This window comes from Micromonospora sp. NPDC050686 (assembly GCF_040654475.1).
In the GTDB taxonomy this organism is placed as follows: Bacteria; Actinomycetota; Actinomycetes; order Mycobacteriales; family Micromonosporaceae; genus Micromonospora.
Window position 1 is genome coordinate 134,961 of record NZ_JBFAID010000004.1, and the last position, 20,622, is coordinate 155,582.

Here is a 20,622-nt window from a genome sequence, read left to right on the forward strand (position 1 = left end):
TGGCGGCGAAGTTGTGCGGGGTGGGCGTGGTCGATCGACGGCGATTCGTTTGTGACGTCAAGTTGGTAGGCAGAAAGCGGCACCTGGCCGGGGCGAGGGCGGGGACGCCACCGGCGATGCCCGGCACCTCACCCCGCCGGGTCGGCGACCAGTTCCACCTCGTAGCCCTGCCCGTCGGTCAGGTAGGCCGCGTAGGTCTGTGGCCCGCCGGCGTGCGGGTGCCGGTCCGGGAAGAGCAGGCTCCAGCCGTACGCCGGGGCGGCGGCGACCAGCCGGTCCACCTCGGCGGGCGGGCCGGCGTGGAACGCCAGGTGGTTCAGCCCGGGGGCGAGCCGGTTGTGCGTCCGCCCGGACAGCGCGGGTGACTGCTCCAGCACCAGGTACGTGGGGCCGAGCCGCCAGGACCGGCCGGCCGGCCAGTCCTGGAACGGCGTCCACCCGAGCTCGGCGAGGAGCCAGCCCCAACTGTGCTTCGCCGCGTCCAGATCGGGTACCCACACCTCGACGTGGTGCAGCGACCCGACGGTCAGCGGTTCCCGCCCGGTACCCATAGCACATCACCGTCCGGGTTTGCCGTCCTTGACAGGATGAACAGCAGGTCGGAGAGCCGGTTGAGATACTTTGCCGGGAGGAAGCTGGTGCGATCCGGATCGTGAGCGACCAGGGCCCAGGCCGCCCGTTCGGCGCGCCTGGCGGTCGTTCGTGCCACGTGCAGCAGCGCCGCGCCAGCGGTGCCGCCGGGAAGGACGAAGGAGTCGAGCTTGCCCAGCCGCCCGTTGTACTCGTCGCACCAGCCCTCGAGGCGCTCCACGTACTCCTCGGTGACCCGCAGCGGCGGGTACTGCGGGTCCGGCTCCACCGGGGTGGCCAGGTCGGCGCCCACGTCGAACAGGTCGTTCTGGATCGACCCCAGCACCGCGCGCAGGTCGTCGGTGAGCTGCCCCAGGGCGAGGGCCACGCCGATCGCGGCGTTGCACTCGTCGACGTCCGCGTACGCGGCGATGCGCGGATCGGTCTTCGGCACCTGCTCGTTGTTGCTCAGCCTGGTCATGCCGGCGTCGCCGGCCTTGGTGTAGATGCGCGTGAGGTGGACGGCCATGACGCACAGCCTACGGATACCGGACCTGACGATCCCGGCGCGGCCCGACCAGGGGACCGCCCGGCCGGCCGGGGTGGGGCCGGGTGACGCCGGCGACGCCGCGATCAACGACATCGACGTCATCCGGGTCTCCGGGGACGCCCGGCTGGCGGGCACGGTGCACGTGGTGGGTGCGAAGAACTCGGCGTTGAAGCTGATGGCGGCGGCGCTGCTCGCCCCGGGCCGCAACGTGATCACCAACGTTCCCCGGATCACCGACATCGCGATCATGGGGGAGGTGCTGCGCCGGCTCGGCTGCGACGTACGGTTCGAGGCGGACGACCCGCCCGACCCGATGATCGCCCGGGACGGCTCGCCCCGCTCCCGCCAGGTGGTCATCGACGTGCCGGAGGAGCCGGGCGCCGAGGCCGACTACGACCTGGTCCGGCGGCTGCGTGCCTCGATCTGCGTGCTCGGTCCGCTGTTGGCCCGCCGCGGGTACGTGCGGGTCGCCCACCCCGGCGGTGACGCGATCGGCTCGCGTGGCCTGGACATGCACATCGCCGGGCTGGCCCGGATGGGCGCGGTGATCTCCGGCGAGCACGGCTTCGTGATCGCCGAGGCGCCGGACGGGTTGCACGGCGCGGAGATCGTGCTGGACTTCCCGAGCGTGGGGGCAACCGAGAACCTGGTGATGGCGGCGGTGCTGGCCCGCGGGGCCACCGTGATCGACAACGCCGCCCGGGAGCCGGAGATCGTGGACATCTGCGCGATGCTCAGCGGGATGGGCGCCCGGATCGAGGGGGCCGGCACCTCGACGCTGCGCATCGTCGGCGTACCGGAGCTGCGGCCGGTGCGGCACGCCACGGTGGGGGACCGGATCGTCGCCGGCACCTGGGCGTTCGCGGCGGCGATGACCCACGGCGACGTCACGGTGACCGGCGTGCCGCCGGCCTTCCTGGAGGTCGCGCTGGACAAGCTGGTCTCGGCCGGCGGCCTGGTGGAGACCCGCGGGGACTCCTTCCGGGTACGCATGGACGACCGGCCGAAGGCCGTCGACGTGGTCACCCTGCCGTTCCCGGGCTTCGCCACCGACCTGCTGCCGATGGCGATCGGGCTGGCCGCGGTCAGCGACGGGGCGTCGTTGATCACCGAGAACATCTTCGACGGCCGGTTCATGTTCGCCAACGAGATGATGCGGCTCGGCGCGGACATCAAGACCGACGGCCACCACGCCCTGGTGTGTGGCCACGACCGGCTCTCCGGTGCGCCGGTACGCGCCACCGACATCCGGGCCGGCGCCGGGCTGATCATCGCCGGGCTCTGCGCCGACGGGGTCACCGAGGTCTCCCACGTGCACCACGTCGACCGGGGCTACCCCGACTTCGTGGCCGACCTGCGGGCGCTGGGGATCGAGGTGGAGCGGGGCACCGTACCCGAGGAACCCGCCCTGGAGATCTGACCCCTTAGCCCTCGTTCAGGCCGGCCGACTAGGGTTCTCCCAGACACTCAACAGGCGAGGGAGAAGCAGATGGCGGGTCGACTCGCGGTCATCGGTGCCGGGCTGATGGGCTCGGGCATCGCCCAGGTGGCGGCGCAGGCGGGCTGGCAGGTGACGCTGCGCGACATCGACGACGCGGCCACCGGGCGGGGTGTGGACGGCATCCGGAAGTCGCTGACGAAGTTCGCCGAGAAGGGCAAGATCGAGGCGTCCGAGGTCGAGGCGACCCTGGCCCGGATCACCCCGACCACCGACCTGGAGGCCGCGGCCGACGCGGACATCGTGGTCGAGGCGGTCTTCGAGAAGATCGAGATCAAGCACGAGGTGTTCCGCGCGCTGGACAAGATCTGCAAGGCGGACGCGGTGCTGGCCACCAACACCTCGGCCATCCCGGTCACCCAGATCGCCACCGCCACCGAACGCCCCGAGTCGGTGGTCGGCACCCACTTCTTCTCGCCGGTGCCGATGATGAAGCTCTGCGAGCTGGTACGCGGCTACAAGACCAGCGACGAGACCCTGACCACCGCGAAGGCGTTCGCCGAGGAGATCGGCAAGACCGTGGTGGTGGTCAACCGGGACATCGCCGGTTTCGTCACCACCCGGCTGATCTGCGCCCTGGCGATGGAGGCGGTCAAGCTGGTCGAGTCCGGCGTGATCTCCGCCGAGGATCTGGACACCGCCTGCAAGCTGGGCTTCGGCCACGCCATGGGCCCGCTCGCCACGGTCGACCTGACCGGCGTGGACGTGCTGCTCAACGCCACGAAGAACATCTACACCGACACGGCGGACGAGAAGTTCTTCCCGCCGGAGCTGCTCCAGCGGATGGCCACGGCCGGCGACCTGGGCCGCAAGACCGGCCAGGGCTTCTACGCGTACTGAGCTGGGTGGGTGTAAGGAGGGGCCCCTCCTTACACCTCAGCCGTCGCGTTTGGTGGTCCAGCGGAAGGTGGTCAGGCAGAGGGCCAGGCCGATCACGCACCACAGGGCCAGCACCAGGGCGACCCGGCCCAGCTCGAACGAGCCGCCCGGTTCCTGGGCGCCGAAGCTGTCCGGCAGGAAGACCGAGCGCAGCCCCTGGCACATCCACTTGAGTGGGAAGAGCGCCGCCACCTGCTGCATCCAGCTCGGCAGGCTGGTGAAGACGAAGAACACCCCGGAGATGAACTGGAGGACCAGCGCCACCGGGGTGACCACCGCCGAGCCGCTGCGGGCCGTACGGGCCAGTGAGGAGATCGCGATGCCGCAGAGCGTGCAGGCGGTGACGCCAAGGACGGCGACCCAGCCGAAGGTGGCCCACCTGGCGGCGGTATCGGGCAGCTTCAGGTCGAACAGCGCGACGGAGACGGCGAGCAGCAGGACGGTCTCGGCGATCCCGATCGCCACCACCATGAGCACCTTGCCGGCGAACCACACCCACTTCGGCATCGGTGTGCCCCGGTAGCGCTTGAGCACGCCCCGGTCCCGCTCGATCGGGATCCAGATGCCCAGGTTCTGGAAGCTCACGGTCATCAGCCCGGTCGCGATCATGCCGGTGATGAAGTACTGCGTGTAGCTGACCCCCGGGGCGATCTCGTCGTTGAAGATGGCGGCGAAGATCAGGATCATGATGATCGGGAAGCCCATCGTGAAGACGACGGACTCCCGGCTGCGCAGGAACTGGGTGATCTCCAGCCGGCCCTGACGCAGCGCCAGGCTGCCCGCGCCCGGCTTCCGCGCTCCGGTGGCGGCGATCGGGGCCGCCGGCTTCGTGGTGGTCATCGGTGTCCGATCATCGTGAGGTAGACGTCCTCCAGGGTCGGCCGGGTCACCGTGAGGCCGGGGACCTCGCCGCCGTACCGCGCGGCCAGTTCGGCCACCAGCGCCGTCGGCGTCGCGCTCTGCGCCGACTCCGGCGCCCCGGCAGGGGTACGCCAGGAGACGGTGGCCAGCGCCTCCTGCCGGTTGCCCAGCCGGTCGGGCGGGGCCACCTCGATCACCCGGCCGGCGGCGATCACGCCGACCCGGTCGGCGAGCGACTCCGCCTCGTCCAGGTAGTGGGTGGTGAGCACGATGGTGGTGCCGGCGGCGGCGAGGTCGCGGATCAGCTCCCAGAACTCCCGCCGGGCCTCCGGGTCGAATCCGGTGGTCGGCTCGTCGAGGAAGAGCAGCTCCGGCCGGCCGATGATGCCCAGCGCCACGTCGAGCCGGCGCTTCTGGCCACCGGAGAGGGTGTGCGTGCGGGCCTTCGCCTTGGCCCCCAGCCCGACCCGCTCGATCACCTTGTCCGGGTCGTCGGCGTCGGGGTAGAAGCCGGAGAAGTGCCGGACCACCTCGCCGACGGTCAGCTCGTCGAACTCGCCGGTGCCCTGGAGCACGATGCCCACCCGGGACCGCCAGTCGGCGGCCGGCGAACCCGGGGAGCGCGAGGAGTGAGCTTGCGCGCCCCGCAGTCGCGACCGAAAGGCCGGATCCGGGTCGCTTCCCAGCACCGTCACCTCGCCGGCGTCGCGCCGCCGGTAGCCCTCCAGGATCTCCACGGTGGTGGTCTTGCCGGCGCCGTTCGGGCCGAGCAGGGCGAACACCTCGCCCCGGTGCACGTCGAGGTCGACCCCCGCCACCGCGACGTTGTCGCCGTACGCCTTGCGCAGTCCCCGTACGGAGATCGCGAGCTCGTCTTCCATGACGTCCAGTGTGCGACGGCCCGGCGCCCGGGGGCGGCCCGGGGTGTGGTGGTGTCGGCCATGTCGCGCCCCGGCCACCCGGTCGTCCCCGCCATGGACCTGTGTGGTTTTCCACAGCCCGTTTTACTGAACGGTAACTTAGACTCCCGCCATGGACGAGAAGGCCATGGATGAGCAGGTTCTCCCGGGCCGGCTGCCGGAGCGCGACCGCCCCTGGGTGATGCGCACGTACGCCGGGCACTCCTCCGCCGCGGCCACCAACGCGCTCTTCCGGCGCAACCTGGCCAAGGGGCAGACCGGCCTGTCGGTCGCCTTCGACCTGCCCACCCAGACCGGGTACGACCCGGACCACGAGCTGGCCGCGGGCGAGGTGGGCCGGGTCGGGGTGCCGGTGGCGCACCTGGGGGACATGCGGGCCCTCTTCGACGGCCTCCCGCTCGGCGAGATGAACACGTCCATGACGATCAACGCGCCGGCGATGTGGCTGCTCGCCCTCTACGGCACGGTCGCCGCCGAGCAGGGCTGGGCCGCCGAGCAGCTCTCCGGCACCACCCAGAACGACATCATCAAGGAGTACCTGTCCCGAGGGACGTACATCTTCCCGCCGGCGGCCTCGCTGCGGCTCACCGCGGACGTCGTCGCCCACACGCTGACTACGATGCCGAAGTGGAACCCGGTCAACATCTGCTCGTACCACCTGCAGGAGGCGGGCGCGACGCCGGTGCAGGAGGTCGGCTTCGCGCTGGCCACCGCGGTCGCGGTGCTCGACGCCGTCCGCGACTCCGGTCAGGTGCCCGCCGAGCGGTTGGGCGACGTGGTCCAGCGGATCTCGTTCTTCGTCAACGCCGGGGTGCGCTTCGTCGAGGAGATCGCCAAGATGCGCGCGTTCGGCGCGCTCTGGGACGAGATCACCCGGGACCGCTACGGCGTGGCGAACCCGAAGCAGCGCCGCTTCCGGTACGGCGTGCAGGTCAACTCGCTCGGCCTGACCGAGGCGCAGGCCGAGAACAACATCCAGCGGATCGTGCTGGAGATGCTCGGCGTCACGCTGTCCCGCGACGCCCGGGCCCGCGCGGTGCAGCTGCCCGCCTGGAACGAGGCGCTCGGCCTGCCCCGGCCGTGGGACCAGCAGTGGTCGCTGCGGATGCAGCAGGTGCTGGCGTACGAGTCGGACCTGCTGGAGTATCCGGACCTGTTCGACGGCTCGCACGTGATGACCGCCCTGGTGGAGGGGATCGTGGCAGGGGCCCGGGCCGAGCTGGACAAGGTGCTGGAGCTGGGTGGCGTGGTGGCCGCCGTGGAGACCGGCTACCTCAAGAGCGCCCTGGTGGCCTCGCTGGCCGAGCGCCGGCGCCGGATGGAGGTCGGCGCCGACGTGGTGGTGGGCGTCAACCGGTTCACCGAGACCGAGCCGTCCCCGCTGACGGCGGCCGGCGCCGAGGCGATCGAGCAGGTGGACCCGGCGGTCGAGGCGGCCGCCACGGCTGGCGTACGCCAGTGGCGGGCCGGCCGGGACGCGGCGGCCGTCGACGCCGCGCTGGACCGGCTGCGCGCGGACGCCGCGACCACGACGAACCTGATGCCGGCGACGCTGGCCTGCGTAGCCGCCGGGGTGACCACGGGGGAGTGGGCCGGCGCGCTGCGCCAGGTCCTCGGCGAGTACCGAGCCCCGACCGGGCTGGCCGGCGCGGCCGGCGCGGGCGGCGACCCCGGCCTGGCCGCGGTCCGCGAACGGGTCGCCGCCACCGCCGGGGAGCTGGGCAGCGGCCGGCTGCGGTTGCTGGTCGGCAAGCCCGGCCTGGACGGGCACTCCAACGGCGCCGAGCAGATCGCGGTACGCGCCCGCGACGCCGGCTTCGAGGTGGTCTACCAGGGCATCCGGCTGACCGCCGGGCAGATCGTGGCCGCCGCCGTGGAGGAGGACGTCGACCTGGTCGGCCTCTCGGTGCTCTCCGGCTCGCACCTGGCCGCCGTGCCGGCGGTGCTGGCCGGGCTGCGCGCCGCCGGCCGCCCCGACCTGCCGGTGGTCGTCGGCGGGATCATCCCCGCCCCGGACGCCGAGACCCTCCGCGCCGCCGGCGTGGCCCGGGTCTTCACCCCCCGCGACTTCGCCCTGACCGGCATCATCGACGACCTGGTCACCGTCATCCGTGAGGCCAACGACCTGGCCTGACCGCCGTCGGGCGCGGCGGGGTGGGACCGGCGGGTCAGGTCGCGGGTCGGTCGGGTCAGCGGGCCCGGTACGTCATGCAGTCGGCGCTGTCGTTGTCCGGGCCGACCCGGATCGACGGCGCGTGGCACTCCAACTCGGCGTTGTGCCGGCAGTCCGACCGCTGGCAGGCGCCGACCTGGGCGACCAGGGTCTCGATGCCACCGCGCACCGGCAGGTCGACGAAGGTGTGGCAGTGCGCGTGGTCGCTGCTGCCGATGGTGATGGCGAAGGCGTGGCAGGCGTTGGTCTGGTTGTAGGCGCACGAGGTGGCCACGCACTCCTGCACCCGGGGCATCTCCATCGCTGCGGTCACGACGACCTCCCTCTCCGCTTCTGCCCCAATGCTAGGCATTTCGGACGTCCCTCCGTCGCCCTTTGGCCGCCCCTCACCCTCACCCGAGGCCGCGCCGGCCGCGCCGCGCGCCCAGCCCTCGGGTCATACGCGGAAGCCGGCCGCCCGGGCCGCCGCCCGCTCCCGGCGGCGGTCCTTGCGCCGGCGCAGGAACCAGAAGAGGAAGCCGACCAGGCCGACCAGGAAGACCAGCACCAGCACCGGCAGGAGGAGTGCCACCACCGACATCACCGCGCTGGTGGCGTCCTCGGCGGTGCTCGCCACCGGCGCGCCGATGCCGGCCGTGGTGGCGTTGATGACCGGCCGGGCGGCCGACTTGAGCAGGTGCACGCCGAGCGCGATCAGCACGCCGACCACCACCGGGACCCACTGGTGCGAGGAGAAGAAGGTGTCCGGGTCGCTGACCGTGACGGTCTCCGAGCTCGACCCCGCGCCGAAGGCCAGGCCGCCGGCGGTCGGCCGGACCACGGTCTGCACCACGTCGTTGACGTGGTCGACGACCGGCACCTTGTCGGCGACCATCTCGATGGCCAGCAGCACGGCGAGGATCAGGATCACCCATCCGTTGCCGAGCCACTGCCAGCCCTTCGGCAGGTCCACCAGATCGGTGAAGCGGGCCAGCAGGCCCATCAGGAGCAGGGGGATGTAGGCGTTCAACCCGGCCGAGGCGGCCAGGCCGGAGCCGGTGAGGACTTCGAGCACGATCTCAGGATCGCACCGGCGCGCCAGTGCCGCTCGTCGGCGCGGGTCGGCCCCTCCGCTACCCTCGTCGGGTGCGGTTGGTGATTGCGAAGTGCTCGGTGGACTACGTCGGACGGCTCTCGGCCCACCTGCCGCCGGCCACCCGGCTGCTGATGGTGAAGGCGGACGGGTCGGTGTCGATCCACGCCGACGACCGGGCGTACAAGCCGTTGAACTGGATGAGCCCGCCGTGCCGGCTGGAGGAGGCTCCGGGCGTCTGGCGGGTGGTGAACAAGGCCGGCGAGGAGCTGCGGATCACCCTGGAGGAGGTCTTCCAGGACACCTCGTACGAGCTGGGCGTCGACCCGGGGCTGCGCAAGGACGGCGTCGAGGCGCACCTGCAGGAGCTGCTGGCCGCCAACCCGGGCGTGCTCGGCGCGGGCTACACGCTGGTCCGCCGGGAGTACATGACGGCCATCGGCCCGGTCGACCTGCTCTGCCGGGACGCGAACTCCGGCGCGGTCGCCGTGGAGGTGAAGCGGCGCGGCGAGATCGACGGCGTCGAGCAGCTCACCCGCTACCTGGAGCTGATGAACCGCGACCCGCTGCTCGCCCCGGTCACCGGGGTGTTCGCGGCGCAGGAGATCAAGCCGCAGGCCCGGGTGCTCGCCACCGACCGGGGCATCCGCTGCGTCGTGGTCGACTACGACAAGCTGCGCGGCATCGAGCGCGACGAGCTGACCCTGTTCTGAGCGGGTCAGCGCCGGCCGTACATCAGCTTGACGGCCTTGACCAGGCGGGCCACGTCGCCCGGGGTCCGCTCGAAGGTCATCGACGGCAGCAGCGAGCGGGCCCGGCGGCGGGTGATCGCCTTGGGTCGGCCGAACTCCCGCAGCCCGTCCTCGCCGTGGATCCGGCCGAAGCCGGACTCCCCCACCCCGCCGAACGGCAGCGTGGACATTCCGGCGAAGGTGAGCGCCGAGTTCACCGACGCCATGCCCGAGCGCAGCCGCCGGGCGATCGCCACCGCCCGCTCGCGCCCGAAGACCGAACCCCCCAGGCCGTACGGGAGGGCGTTGGCCCGGCGTACGGCCTCGTCGGCGTCGCGGACCCGGTTGACGGTCAGCGTCGGCCCGAAGGTCTCCTCGCGGACCGCCGCCGAGTCCTCGGGCACGTCGACCAGCACGGTCGGGTGCACGTACGGCGGCTGCACCGCGTCCGCCCCGCCGAGCACGGCACGACCGCCCCGGGTGAGCGCGTCGTCGATGTGGCGGCGGATCACGTCGAGCTGACCCGGCATCGTGATCGGCCCGATGTCGGCGTCGTCGGCGCCTACCGTCAGCCGGCCGGCCCGCTCGACCACCTTGTCGACGAACGCGTCGAAGACCGGTTCGACCGCGTACACCCGCTCGATGCCGATGCAGGTCTGCCCGGCGTTGGTCAGCGCGCCCCAGACACACGCCTCGGCCGCGGCGTCCAGGTCGGCGTCGGAGTCGACGATCATCGCGTCCTTGCCGCCGGCCTCCAGCAGCACCGGGGTCAACGACTCGGCGCAGGCGGCCATCACCTTCTTGGCGGTGGCCGTCGAGCCGGTGAACGCCAGCTTGTCCACGCCGGAGCGGCACAGCGCCGCCCCGACGTCGCCCAGCCCGTGCACGGCGGTGAACACCGGATGCTCCGGCACCGCCTCGGCGAAGCTGTCCACCAGCCACTGGCCCACCACCGGGGTGTACTCGCTGGGCTTGAAGACCACCGCGTTGCCGGCGGCCAGCGCGTACGCGGCCGAGCCGACCGGCGTGAAGACCGGGTAGTTCCACGGGCCGATCACCCCGACCACCCCGTACGGCTGGTATTCGAGGTGGCCGGAGAACTCGGCGAGGATCAGCCGGGAGCGGACCCGGCGGGGGCCGAGCACCCGTCCGGCGTTGCGGGCCGCCCAGTCGATGTGCTCGACGGCGGTGACGATCTCGACGACGGCGTCGGCGACCGGCTTGCCGCCCTCGTCGTGGACCAGCGCGGCGAGCTGCTCGATCCGCCGGGCCAGCAGGGACCGCCAGCGCAGCAGCCGCTCCCGCCGCCCGGCGAAGCCGAGCCCGGCCCACCAGGCGCCGGCCGCCCGGGCCCGCTCGACCGCGGCGGCGACCTCGGCCGGGTCGGTGACCGGCACCCGGCCGGCCTCGACGCCGGTGGCCGGACTGGTCGACACGAGCTGACCGTCCTCGATGGCCGGGGTCCCGGGGACATGAACAGCCGTCATGGCCGCAGTCTAGACCCGGGCATTACCGGTCGGTAGGGGTTGGTGCGGCCGGGCGGCAGGGTCGCCCGAGGGGCGCCGACCAACCGGATCGGTGACCAGAAGCTGACCGCTGGTAGTCCGGGGGGTGACCGGCAGGTGGAGCATCCGACTACGGTGAGGTGGCAGGCTGACCGCGGGCGACGGTGAGTGGGGAGCTGGCTGTCCATGCAGGATCATCCGGAACTGATGCCGACCTTACGAGTGGCCGACGGACCGATGCGCGGGACGAGTTTCCGGCTCGGCTCGCTCCGGCAGGTGATCGGCCGGGCGGCGGCGATCGCCGACATCGTGCTGCAGGATCCGCACCTGAGCCGGCGGCACGCCGCCGTGCAGGTGACCGACGAGGGCGTGTCCCTGGTCGACCTGGGCTCGACCAACGGCACCTGGCTCAACGACCGGCGGATCACCGGAGTGGAGTGCCTCGCCGACGGGGACGTGGTCCGGATGGGCCGCAGCGAGCTGCGCTTCTCCGACCCGGGGGTGGCGCGTACCGACCCGGTCGGGATCCGCTTCGACGCCGGGCAGCAGGGCCAGCGGATGACGGTGCCACTGCCCGTGCCACCGGCGCCACGCTGGCCGCTGGACGACGAGCCGACCCGGTCGACGCCCGCCCCCGCGGACGCCCGTTCCTGAGCGCCACCCGGGGCCGCCGCCCGCCCCCGTGAAATATCCCACGGCGTCTCGACAACAAAGCGTCACGTGGCAGACTCCGGCGCATAACCTTAGCGGCCGTTCATGTCGGCAGCGGCGGAGTCGAGCAGGGGAGGCCGGTCGTGGCGCGCGAGTTCACCAGCGTGGGTGTGGTGGGGCTGGGCACCATGGGTGCCGGCATCGTCGAGGTCTTCGCCCGCAACGGCATCGACGTGGTGGCGGTGGAGATCTCCGACGCCGCCCTGGAGCGCGGCCGGGCCACCCTCAAGGGCTCGACCGACCGGGCGGTGGCCAAGGGCAAGCTCGCCGAGGCCGACCGGGACGCCCTGCACGCCCGGGTCGACTTCCAGGTGGGGCTGGACGCGCTGCGCTCGGTCGACCTGGTGATCGAGGCGGTCCCCGAGCACCTGGACCTCAAGCAGCGGATCTTCGCCGAGCTGGACCGGGTCTGCAAGCCCGAGGCCATCCTGGCCACCAACACTTCGTCACTGAGCGTCACCGAGATCTCGGTCGCCACCGCCCGGCCGAACCAGGTCATCGGCATCCACTTCTTCAACCCGGCCCCGGTGATGAAGCTGGTCGAGGTGGTCCGCACGGTGGTCACCTCCGCCGACGTGGTGGCCGACGTGGAGGCGCTCTGCGCCCGCCTCGGCAAGGTCGACGTCACCATCAGCGACCGGGCCGGCTTCATCGCCAACGCGCTGCTCTTCGGCTACCTCAACCACGCCGTCGGGATGTTCGAGGCGAAGTACGCCAGCCGCGAGGACATCGACGCCGCGATGAAGCTCGGCTGCGGGCTGCCGATGGGCCCGCTCGCCCTGATGGACCTGATCGGCCTGGACACCGCGTACGAGATCCTGGACACCATGTACCGGCGGGGCGGCCGGGACCGCCGGCACGCCCCGGCCCCGCTGATCAAGCAGATGGTCACCGCCGGGCTGCTCGGCCGGAAGTCCGGCCGCGGCTTCTACACCTACGAGCGGCCGGGTTCGCCGAGGGTCGTACCCGACGAATGGACGCCGGCCGCAGCGGAGCCGGCGCTCGCCGACGGCGCTCGGGCGATCACCCAGGTGGGTGCCGGCCACGCGAGGAGTGAGCTTGCGAGCCCCGCAGTCGTGGCCAAGGTCGGCGTTGCCGGTTCGGGGACCATGGCCACCGGCATCATCGAGGTCTTCGCCAAGGCCGGGTACGAGGTGATCTCGGTGACCCGGGGGGCGGAGAAGTCCGCCAAGGTCTGCGAGGCGGTCAAGACCTCGCTCAACAAGGGCGTGGTGCGGGGCAAGCTCAGCGAGGCCGACCGGGACGCCGCGCTGGGCCGGATCACCTGGTCGGCGACGCTGGAGCACCTGGCCGACGTCGACCTGGTGGTCGAGGCGGTGATCGAGGAGCTGAGCGTCAAGAAGGCCCTGTTCGCCAGCCTCGACGAGATCTGCAAGCCGGGCGTCGTGCTGGCCACCACCACCTCGTCGCTGCCGGTGATCGACGTCGCGATGGCCACCCAGCGCCCCGCCGACGTGATCGGGCTGCACTTCTTCAACCCGGCCCCGGTGATGCCGCTGGTCGAGGTGGTGCGGACGATCCGCACCTCGGCCGAGACCACCGCCACCGCCCGGGCGGTCTGCGCCTCGCTGGGCAAGACCGGCGTGGTCTGCGGCGACCGGTCCGGCTTCATCGTCAACGCGCTGCTCTTCCCGTACCTGAACGACGCGGTGAAGATGCTGGAGGCGAGCTACTCCACCGCCGACGACATCGATCACGCGATGAAGCTCGGCTGCGGCTACCCGATGGGGCCGTTCGAGCTGCTCGACGTGGTCGGCCTGGACGTCTCGCTGGCCATCCAGCGCGAGCTCTACCTGGAGCTGCGGGAGCCCGGCTTCGCCCCGGCGCCGCTGCTGGAGCACCTGGTCACCGCCGGCTACCTGGGCCGCAAGAGCGGGCGCGGGTTCCGCGACCACACCAACCGCTGACCGGGTCAACGCCGCACGCCGGTGACGGCGTCTGAGGGATGTGACCTTCGAGGAGTACGTCGGCAGCCGCGGGCCGGCCCTGATCCGGCTGGCCCGGCTGCTGACCGGCGACGAGCACCGGGCGGAGGACCTCACCCAGGAGGTGCTGGCCCGCGCGTACCTGCGGTGGCGGAAGATCGCGGGTCTGGACCGGCCCGACGTGTACGTGCGCCGGATGCTGGTCAACGCCAACGCCTCCTGGTGGCGGCGCCGGTCCAACCAGGAGTTGGCCACCGACACCTTCGCCGACCGGCCCCTGCCGGGCCGGCTCGACGAGGCCGCGGTCGAGCGGGACGAGTTGTGGCGGCTGATCCTGGGCCTGCCCGACCGCCAGCGCGCGGTGCTGGTGCTGCGCTACTACGAGGATCTCGACGACAGCACCATCGCGCAGATCCTGGACTGCTCCCCGGTCACCGTCCGCACCCACGCGATGCGGGCCCTCGCCCACCTCCGGGAGCGCGTCGGCGCCCCGATGACCCACGGGAGCCGACCGTGACCGACCTGGACCAGCGGATCAACGACATTCTGCGGGAGCGCGCCGAGGGGCCGGTGGACACCGGCGGGCTCACCGTCCGGGCAGTGGCCGTCGGGCGGCGCCGCCGGCGTCGCCGGCGGGCGGTGCTGGGCAGCGGGCTCGCCGTGCTGGCGCTGCTCGGCGGCGCCGCCGTCGGGCCGGGCCTGCCCGGGGTGGGCCGGCCGTTCACCGCGGCCGGGCCGTCCGGGTCGGCCGGGGCGGTTCCGGCGCTGGTGCGCGCCGCGCCCGGGGCCGCCACCGCGCCCGAGACGATCGGCATCGATCCCGGGGTGCTGCACTTCGGCGTGGACCCCGCCAAGGTCCGCTACCTGGGCTGGGGAGTGGCGGGCGGGGTGGAGACCGTGCAGCTCGACGTCGGTGACGGCCGGACGGTCACGGTGGACCTGGCCAACTCCTCGGCGGCGCTGCGGGAGCACGGCGTGGACCTGCTGCCGGTCTCGGTGGGCGAACTGGCCACCGAGGCGGCCTTCGACGGCCGGACCACCCAGCTCTCCGCCGACGGCCGGCCGATCCAGGTCCGGCACTGGCGGCCCGCGCCCGGCGTGTACGCCCGGGCCGTCGTCCCGGCCGCCACCGACACCGGGCTGACCGTGGCGGCGCAGGCGCTGCGGCTGGACGAGGCTAGGCGCTGCGGCGGCCCGGTCCGGATCACCCGCCTGCCGGACGGCGCCGGGCTCGCCGGCTGCCGGGTCGACGTGAGCCGCTTCCCGAAGCTGGTCACCGTCCGGTTCAACGTCACCCGCCCCGGCGACAAGTGGATGTCCCTCTCCTACCAGTACGCGGTCGAGGCCGGCGGGCCACCCCGGCAGGGGAACACGGAGATCGACGGCAAGCCCGCCCACCACTACCAACTGGGCGACCTCGACCGGCTGGAGCTGCTGGGCTTCCCGAAGGCGCACCTGGTCGCCGAGTGGGGCTGGCCGACCGAGGGCTTCGACCAGATGGACGCGGCGGTGCTGCTGGGCGGGGCCCGGGTCGCCGACCCGACCCGCCCGGAGAGCTGGGACTGACCGGTACGGGCCGGCCCGGGGCGCGCGCCCGCCCCGGGCCGGCCCGGTCGTCGCGCCGTACGCTGGAGGGCGTGAGCCCTCGTCGCAACCGTCCCCGCCGGGACGAGCAGGCCCAGCTGGACTCCGACCGGGTGCGCCAGGGCGTCGCCTCCGTCCAGCAGTGGCGCGACGGCGACTGGCAGGTACGCGGCATCGGCGGCGGGGCGTCGGTCAAGACGTACCGCTGCCCCGGCTGTGAACAGGAGATCCGCCCCGGGGTTGCGCACCTGGTGGCGTGGCCGGCGGACGGCTCGGGGGACCTCAGCGACCGGCGGCACTGGCACAGCGGCTGCTGGCGGGCCCGGGACCGGCGCGGGCCGTCGATCCAGCGCGGTCGCGGCGCCCCCCGGTACGGCTGACCCCGGGTCCGCAGCCGCCATGGCGCGATCTGGATCACAACCGTTCCCGCCCCGACCGGCGGCGGACGCCGCGAGGGGCGAGACTTGACCGGTGAGCACACCGATCCGAGCGTCCTCGATCCTGCCCGGGCACCGCGAAGACATCGAGCTGCACACCGCCGACGGCCTGCGCCTGGTCGGTGAGCTCGCCCGCCCGGCCGACCGGGACCCGGTGGCCACCCTGGTCTGCCTCCACCCGCTGCCCACCCACGGCGGGATGATGGACAGCCACGTGCTGCGCAAGGCGGCGTGGCGGCTGCCCGCCCTGGCCGACCTGGCGGTGCTCCGGTTCAACACCCGGGGCACCAGCAGCGTCCGGGGGACCAGCGAGGGGGCCTTCGACACCGCCGTCGGCGAGCGCTTCGACGTGGCCGCCGCGATCGAGTACGCCGAGTTCCACGAGCTGCCGAACGTCTGGCTGCTCGGCTGGTCCTTCGGCACCGACCTGGCCCTGAAGTACGGTTGCGACCCGGCGGTGGCCGGGGCGATCCTGCTCTCCCCGCCGCTACGCTTCTCCCAGCCCGAGGACCTGACCGTCTGGGCGGAGTCCGGCAAGCCGCTCACCGCGCTGGTGCCCGAGTTCGACGACTACCTGCGGCCGGATGAGGCGCGGCAGCGGTTCGCGGCCATCCCGCAGGCCGAGGTGATCGGCGTGCCCGGTGCGAAGCACCTCTGGGTCGGTGACGCCGAGACCGTCCTGGACGAGATCGTCCGGCGGGTCAACCCGGCCGTACCGGTGCCGCTGCCCACCACCTGGGACGGCCCGATGGAGACCGGCGACGTCAGCGCGTACGCCGACCGGACGGTGGCCTCCTTCGCCGACACCCCGGTCCCCGGCCCGCCTCCCGGCCAGGCCGGCTGAGCGCGTCGGGTTGCCGTTACCGCTGAGGCCCGGCTGACCGCGGTGGCCGAGGAACGCTTACGGCCGCCCCGGGCGACCGCGCTGGACCGGCGGGTCTCGACCTCGGAGCCGGCCGTGCCGCAGCCGGCCGGGCTCGGGCCCGGGCTCCGGCGGGCGGCTCGGGCCGGGCGGTCCGGGGCCGGGCGGCTCGGGGCCGGGCGGTTCCTCCCCGGGCCGGCCGGTTGCGGGGCGCGCTGGCCTGGGGAGTCACCCGGCCTGCGGGCGCATTGGGCCCGGAGCCGGCCGTACCTCATCCGCGCCCTACCAACTTGACCTCACAAACGAATCACCGACCCCGATCATTGCCGCAAACGGGCGCGACCGAGCCACCGAATGATTCGTTTACGACATCAAGTTGGTAGGGCGCGCACCCCGCACAGTCCGGGCGATGGCACGCCCCGCCCGCTGCGACAAACCCGTCCAACAGCCAAGGCGGGGGCGGTTCGGGGCGGGGCGCTTCGGGGGCGGCCGCTTCAGGGCCGCGCGGTCCGGGCCCGGTGCGGGGCCGGCCCGGTCACTCCGACTCGACGGTGACCTTGCTGGGCTTGGCGCTGCGCTCGTCGGTGGTCGGCTTGGTGGGCCGCTTGCCGTTCTCGCCGGTGCTGGTGATCTTCGTCGGGGTGACACCCCGGCCGCCCCCGTCCGGCATGGCCGCGACCGTCGGCTCGCCGTCCACTCCGGCGCTGGCCGGCCCGTCGTCCATGGTCGTCACCGGCTCCGCCACCGGCCGGGCCACCGTCTCCCCGGCGGCGGAGCGGGACTCCTCGGCCGGGCCCTCCTTGTCGGCGGGCTCGGCCTTCTTGTCGGCGGGCTCGGCCTTCTTGCCTGCCCCAGTGCCGACGGCGGTCGGCACGGCCGCGGTTCCCTTGGCCCCGACCAGCTTGCCGTCGGCCGTCGCACCAAGCCCAGGCTTGCCGTCGATCGTGGTCGGCTTGCCGTCGGCCGCGGCACCACGCCCCGGCTTGCCGTCGGCGCCGGTCGGGCCGGCGACCGCCGGCGGTCCGTCGGAGGCCACCGGCGTCGCCGTCACGTCCACCCCGCCGGCGACCGCCCGCAGCCGCAGCTCGGTCAGCTGCCGCTGGAGGTCGTCGGACTCCTGGCGGGACTTCCACGTCTCCTGCCGCAGGTCGGCGAGCTGCTGCTGGGCCTGCGCGATCTCCAGCATCACCTGGGCGAGCTGCTGCCGGCCGGCGGCCGCCTCCTGCTGAGTGGCGGCGAGGTGCTGCTGGGTCGTCGCCAGGTGCTGCTGGGTGGTGGCCGCGTACTCCTCGAACTGGCGCCGGGAGGCCGCGACGTGTTCGTCGGCCTTGCGGCGCATGTCGGCGGCGTCCTCCTCGGCCCGGCGGAGCAGCTCGGTCGCCTCCTCCTCGGCGCGCCGGCGCATGGTCAGCGCGTCCTGCTCGGCGGCCTGCCGGATGCCGGCGGCACCCTGCTCGATCTCGTCGCGCCGGGCGGCGTACGCCTGCTCCAGCTCGTCGTGCCGGGCCTTGTGCTGCCCCGCCAGCTCGGCCTGGCGGGCCTGGTACTGCTTCTCGGTCTCGTCGCGCCGCTTGGCGAACTCCTGCTCCGCGGCGGCCCGGCGCTGGGCCAGCTCGCGGTCGGCCTTCTCCCGCCGGGAGTTGACCTCCTGCTCCACCCCGGCCCGCCAGGCGCCCAGCTCCTGCTGCGTCTGGGCCCGGGCGTGCTGCACGTACGCCTCGGTCTCGGAACGCATCCGCTGCACGTACGCCTCGGTCTCGGTGCGGTGCCGCTTGGTCGCCTCGCCCGCCTCGGCGGTGAGCCGGTTGGCCTCCTGCCGGGCCCGGCCCCGGGTCGCCTTCGCGGCCTCCTCGGCGTCGTCGACGATCTGCTTGGCTTCCTGGAGGGCCTTCGCGTGGGTGGCCCGCCCGGCCTCGGTCGCCTGCTCGGTGAGCCGCTTGGCCTCCTGCTGGGCCTTGGCGTGCACCTCCTTGGCGGCGTCGCGGAGCTCGGTCGCCTCCTGCTTGGCCTTCTCGAGGGCCTCCCGCGCGCTGGTGCGCAGCGTGGTCGCCTCCTGCTGGGCCCGGTGGTGGATCTCCTTGGCGGTGTCCCGGAGCTGGGTCGCCTCCTGCTGGGCCTTGGCGAGGGCGTCCTGCGCATTCTTGCGCAGCGTGGTGACCTCGTCCTGAGTGGTCCGGCGCAGCGTGGTGACCTCGTCGTGGGCCGTCTTGCGCAGGGTCGCGGCCTCGTCCCGGGCCTTCTTGAGGGTGGCCTCCGCCTCGGCCTTGCGGGCCGCGGTGTGCCGCTCCTCCTCGGCCCGGCGGGCGGCCAGCGCGATCTCGAAGTCCTTCAGGGCCTGCGCGGCCTGACCGCGCGCCTCCTCGATGATGTGCTCGGCGGCGGTCCGGCGCGCCTCGATCTCCTGGTTGGCGGCGGCGAGGATGTCGTCCGCCTGCTCCTCGGCCATGGCGAGGATCTGCTCGACCCGGGGGCCCAGATGCCGGAACGAGGCCCGGTCCACCACGCCCACCTGCTTGCGCACCTGCGCGAGATCCCGCTGGAGGTGCTCGACCTGGCCGGCCAGCTTGTGGATCTGGGTGTACGCCTGCTCCCGCTCGGCCGCCAGCGTCGCGATCTCGTGCTCGGCGCGAGCGACGTACCGGTCGACCTGTCGTTTCTCGTACCCCCGCAGAGCGGACTCGAAGCTGGGCTCCGTGGTCACGTCCCCGCCGAGGGCGAACAGTTCCTCGCCGTGCGACATGCCCCCATCCTCACACGCATCGGGCCCGGCTGGGGCGATACGGACGGCCCGGTTGGGACGCACTTCACTGGGCCGGCGGGCCCGCGACCAGTGGGTGGGAAAGGCATACGGCGCGGGGTTCCACCGGTCACCCGGTGTCACCCCGCGCCGTGTGAAACATGCCCCGCGCGAGCGGTCGGTCAGCTGGCCGTCTCGGCGCTCGCCTTCGTCTCGGCAGCCGCCGGCTTGGCGGCCTCCTGCTTGGGTGCGGCACCGCCCGGCACGCCCGGGACGATGCCGGCGAGGCCGGAGAGCATCTGCCCGAGCTGGGTGGTGACGGCGTCCTTCTGCCGGGTGAGGTCCTCGACCTCGCGGCGGGCCGCCTGGGTGGTCAGCTCGGCCTCGGTGCGGGCCTCGTCGAGCAGCCGCTTCGCCTCGGCCTTCGCCTCGGCAAGCGTCTTCTCCGACAGCGACTTGGCCTTCTCCACCGTCTCGTGGGCGGTGCGCTCGGACTCGACCCGGCGCGCCTCGGCGCGCTGCTCGATCTCCTTGGCCCGCTCCTGGGCGGTCCGGGCCCGCTGCTCGGCCTCGTTGACCAGCTTCTGGGTCTGCGCCACCTGGGCGGCGTGCCGCTCGGACTCCTCGCGCTCGGCCTTCTCCCGGCGCTCGGCGATCTGCAGCTCCAGGGCCTGGAGGTCCTTGTCGCGCTTGTCCCGTGCGTCGGTGAGCAGCTTGGTCGCCTCGGCCCGCTTCTCCTCGGCGTCGCGCGCCGCCTTGGCCCGCTGCTGGGTGATCTCCCGCTCGGCGGTGGCGCGCAGGGTGGCGACCTCGCGCTCGACGGTGGACTTGAGCTCGGCGACCTCGTGCGCGGTGACGGTGCGCAGCTGCTTGGTCTCCCGATCGGCGTCGGACCGCAGAGTGTCCGCCTCGCGCCGGGCCTGCACCCGGACCTCGGCCGCCTCCCGCTCGGCGGCGGTGCGGAGGCTGCCCGCCTCGCGCTCGGCGGTGGCCTTCATCGCCGCTGCCTCGGCGCGCGCCTTGTCGGTGATCTCCCGGGCCTCCAGGCGGGCCGCGGAGAGGATGCCCTCGGACTCGCGCTTCGCCTCGTTGCGGTGGTCGTTGGCCTGCTCCTCGGCCAGCCGCAGGATCTGCTCGACGCGGGTGCCCAGGCCGGAGAGGGTCGGCCGGCTGTTCTCCTCGAGCTGCTTGTTGGTGTCGGTGAGCTTCTGCTCGAGCGCGGCCTGGCGCTGCTCGGCCTGGCGCAGCCGGCGCTGCGCGTCGTTCATCCGCTGCTCGGCCTCGGCGCGGGCCTGCTCGGACTGCGTCAGGGCGGCGGACAGCCGGCCGATGAAGTCGTCGACCTGACCGACGTTGTAGCCGCGCAGGCCAACGGTGAAATCGGGCTGCGAGTTCGCGTTATCGAAGAACGCGAGAGGGGACTGCTGCTGGGGCATTGGGACATACTGGCAGACGCCCCAGGGGCCTTCGCAAGAGCGGTGGGCGCTTTCCCGTCCTGTTTACATGGTCAACTTCACCCGCGTCGGGACACCGGACCAAACGGCGATCTTGGCAGCTCCCGGGCGCGTCGGGCGGCACCGGTGGGA

General features: G+C 73.1%; 18 protein-coding genes and 1 pseudogene. 10 read left to right on the top strand and 9 right to left on the bottom strand.

Translation table 11 applies throughout. From position 1 onward, the window contains the following. Positions 1–128: 128 nt before the first annotated feature. Together AB0H57_RS05855 and AB0H57_RS05860 are read right to left on the bottom strand one after the other, a co-directional pair. Entirely contained in the window at positions 129–551 is a 423-nt protein-coding gene (locus tag AB0H57_RS05855; protein ID WP_357503097.1) for a VOC family protein, read from the bottom strand. Further along, a complete protein-coding gene (locus tag AB0H57_RS05860) occupies positions 527–1,099 on the bottom strand; it encodes a cob(I)yrinic acid a,c-diamide adenosyltransferase (RefSeq protein ID WP_357503098.1) in 573 nt (190 codons plus the stop codon). Before AB0H57_RS05860 ends, AB0H57_RS05855 begins: the two co-directional genes overlap by 25 nt. Between AB0H57_RS05860 and murA the strand changes: the two genes are divergently transcribed. Beyond that, complete coding sequence (gene murA / locus AB0H57_RS05865) at positions 1,098–2,540, top strand: UDP-N-acetylglucosamine 1-carboxyvinyltransferase (protein ID WP_357503100.1); 1,443 nt, start codon at positions 1,098–1,100, stop codon at positions 2,538–2,540. The genes AB0H57_RS05860 and murA overlap by 2 nt on opposite strands. A 39-nt stretch (positions 2,541–2,579) precedes the next feature. After that, positions 2,580–3,458 (top strand): annotated as a pseudogene (locus AB0H57_RS05870) (3-hydroxyacyl-CoA dehydrogenase family protein); the annotation flags it as partial. 36 nt (positions 3,459–3,494) lie between these two features. Here the strand turns inward: AB0H57_RS05870 and AB0H57_RS05875 are convergent. Both AB0H57_RS05875 and AB0H57_RS05880 read right to left on the bottom strand, forming a co-directional pair. Continuing rightward, positions 3,495–4,337: an ABC transporter permease gene (locus tag AB0H57_RS05875; protein ID WP_357503102.1), complete on the bottom strand. Its 843-nt coding sequence runs from the start codon at positions 4,335–4,337 to the stop codon at positions 3,495–3,497. Further along, positions 4,334–5,239, bottom strand: coding sequence for an ABC transporter ATP-binding protein (locus tag AB0H57_RS05880; protein ID WP_357503104.1), 906 nt, complete (start codon positions 5,237–5,239; stop codon positions 4,334–4,336). The genes AB0H57_RS05875 and AB0H57_RS05880 overlap by 4 nt, the downstream gene beginning before the upstream one ends. 166 nt (positions 5,240–5,405) lie before the next feature. Here AB0H57_RS05880 and AB0H57_RS05885 point away from each other — a divergent pair, with 166 nt between their 5' ends. Then, complete coding sequence (locus AB0H57_RS05885; protein ID WP_357503316.1) at positions 5,406–7,412, top strand: protein meaA; 2,007 nt, start codon at positions 5,406–5,408, stop codon at positions 7,410–7,412. A 55-nt stretch (positions 7,413–7,467) separates the two neighbouring features. On the opposite strand, the gene AB0H57_RS05890 is transcribed toward AB0H57_RS05885, so the two are convergent. Together AB0H57_RS05890 and AB0H57_RS05895 are read right to left on the bottom strand one after the other, a co-directional pair. Continuing rightward, complete coding sequence (locus AB0H57_RS05890; protein ID WP_357503106.1) at positions 7,468–7,764, bottom strand: DUF1540 domain-containing protein; 297 nt, start codon at positions 7,762–7,764, stop codon at positions 7,468–7,470. A 123-nt stretch (positions 7,765–7,887) separates the two neighbouring features. Further along, positions 7,888–8,505 (bottom strand): DUF4126 domain-containing protein, encoded by a 618-nt coding sequence (locus AB0H57_RS05895; RefSeq protein WP_357503108.1) that lies wholly within the window; start codon positions 8,503–8,505, stop codon positions 7,888–7,890. A 71-nt stretch (positions 8,506–8,576) separates the two neighbouring features. On the opposite strand from AB0H57_RS05895, the gene nucS reads away from it, so the two are divergent. Further along, positions 8,577–9,236 (top strand): endonuclease NucS, encoded by a 660-nt coding sequence (gene nucS, locus AB0H57_RS05900; RefSeq protein WP_357503110.1) that lies wholly within the window; start codon positions 8,577–8,579, stop codon positions 9,234–9,236. Between the two features lie 5 nt (positions 9,237–9,241). On the opposite strand, the gene AB0H57_RS05905 is transcribed toward nucS, so the two are convergent. Further along, on the bottom strand, positions 9,242–10,741 hold the full coding sequence (locus AB0H57_RS05905) for an aldehyde dehydrogenase family protein (protein WP_357503112.1): 1,500 nt from the start codon (positions 10,739–10,741) through the stop codon (positions 9,242–9,244). 225 nt (positions 10,742–10,966) lie between these two features. On the opposite strand from AB0H57_RS05905, the gene AB0H57_RS05910 reads away from it, so the two are divergent. The 6 genes from AB0H57_RS05910 to AB0H57_RS05935 all read left to right on the top strand — a co-directional run bounded on the left by AB0H57_RS05910 (position 10,967) and on the right by AB0H57_RS05935 (position 16,281). Next, on the top strand, positions 10,967–11,413 hold the full coding sequence (locus AB0H57_RS05910) for an FHA domain-containing protein (protein WP_357503114.1): 447 nt from the start codon (positions 10,967–10,969) through the stop codon (positions 11,411–11,413). A 140-nt stretch (positions 11,414–11,553) separates the two neighbouring features. Next, complete coding sequence (locus AB0H57_RS05915) at positions 11,554–13,398, top strand: 3-hydroxybutyryl-CoA dehydrogenase (protein ID WP_357503116.1); 1,845 nt, start codon at positions 11,554–11,556, stop codon at positions 13,396–13,398. 40 nt (positions 13,399–13,438) lie between these two features. Further along, on the top strand, positions 13,439–13,933 hold the full coding sequence (locus AB0H57_RS05920; RefSeq protein ID WP_357503118.1) for a SigE family RNA polymerase sigma factor: 495 nt from the start codon (positions 13,439–13,441) through the stop codon (positions 13,931–13,933). Beyond that, positions 13,930–14,982, top strand: a complete 1,053-nt coding sequence (locus AB0H57_RS05925) for a hypothetical protein (protein ID WP_357503120.1) — start codon at positions 13,930–13,932, stop codon at positions 14,980–14,982. The genes AB0H57_RS05920 and AB0H57_RS05925 overlap by 4 nt, the downstream gene beginning before the upstream one ends. Positions 14,983–15,053: 71 nt before the next feature. Next, positions 15,054–15,380, top strand: coding sequence for a hypothetical protein (locus AB0H57_RS05930; RefSeq protein WP_357503122.1), 327 nt, complete (start codon positions 15,054–15,056; stop codon positions 15,378–15,380). 91 nt (positions 15,381–15,471) lie between these two features. Beyond that, positions 15,472–16,281 carry an alpha/beta hydrolase gene (locus tag AB0H57_RS05935; protein ID WP_357503124.1) on the top strand — a complete coding sequence of 270 codons (810 nt, stop codon included), beginning with the start codon at positions 15,472–15,474 and terminating at the stop codon, positions 16,279–16,281. Between the two features lie 553 nt (positions 16,282–16,834). Here AB0H57_RS05935 and AB0H57_RS05940 read toward each other — a convergent pair. Next, positions 16,835–19,039 (bottom strand): hypothetical protein, encoded by a 2,205-nt coding sequence (locus tag AB0H57_RS05940; protein ID WP_357503126.1) that lies wholly within the window; start codon positions 19,037–19,039, stop codon positions 16,835–16,837. 179 nt (positions 19,040–19,218) lie between these two features. Continuing rightward, the gene (locus AB0H57_RS05945) at positions 19,219–20,472 is read right to left on the bottom strand and encodes a cell division protein DivIVA (protein WP_357503128.1); all 1,254 of its coding nucleotides are present in this window, start codon (positions 20,470–20,472) and stop codon (positions 19,219–19,221) included. Positions 20,473–20,622: the final 150 nt, after the last annotated feature.

Excerpts from the sequence above, each read along its gene's own strand:
- AB0H57_RS05940 (WP_357503126.1), bottom strand. The coding sequence starts at position 19,039 with ATGTCGCACGGCGAGGAACTGTTCGCCCTCGGCGGGGACGTGACCACG.
- AB0H57_RS05875 (WP_357503102.1), bottom strand. The coding sequence starts at position 4,337 with ATGACCACCACGAAGCCGGCGGCCCCGATCGCCGCCACCGGAGCGCGG.
- AB0H57_RS05885 (WP_357503316.1), top strand. The coding sequence starts at position 5,406 with ATGGATGAGCAGGTTCTCCCGGGCCGGCTGCCGGAGCGCGACCGCCCC.
- AB0H57_RS05855 (WP_357503097.1), bottom strand. The coding sequence starts at position 551 with ATGGGTACCGGGCGGGAACCGCTGACCGTCGGGTCGCTGCACCACGTC.
- AB0H57_RS05905 (WP_357503112.1), bottom strand. The coding sequence starts at position 10,741 with ATGACGGCTGTTCATGTCCCCGGGACCCCGGCCATCGAGGACGGTCAG.
- murA (WP_357503100.1), top strand. The coding sequence starts at position 1,098 with ATGACGCACAGCCTACGGATACCGGACCTGACGATCCCGGCGCGGCCC.
- AB0H57_RS05945 (WP_357503128.1), bottom strand. The coding sequence starts at position 20,472 with ATGCCCCAGCAGCAGTCCCCTCTCGCGTTCTTCGATAACGCGAACTCG.
- AB0H57_RS05910 (WP_357503114.1), top strand. The coding sequence starts at position 10,967 with ATGCCGACCTTACGAGTGGCCGACGGACCGATGCGCGGGACGAGTTTC.
- AB0H57_RS05860 (WP_357503098.1), bottom strand. The coding sequence starts at position 1,099 with ATGGCCGTCCACCTCACGCGCATCTACACCAAGGCCGGCGACGCCGGC.
- AB0H57_RS05880 (WP_357503104.1), bottom strand. The coding sequence starts at position 5,239 with ATGGAAGACGAGCTCGCGATCTCCGTACGGGGACTGCGCAAGGCGTAC.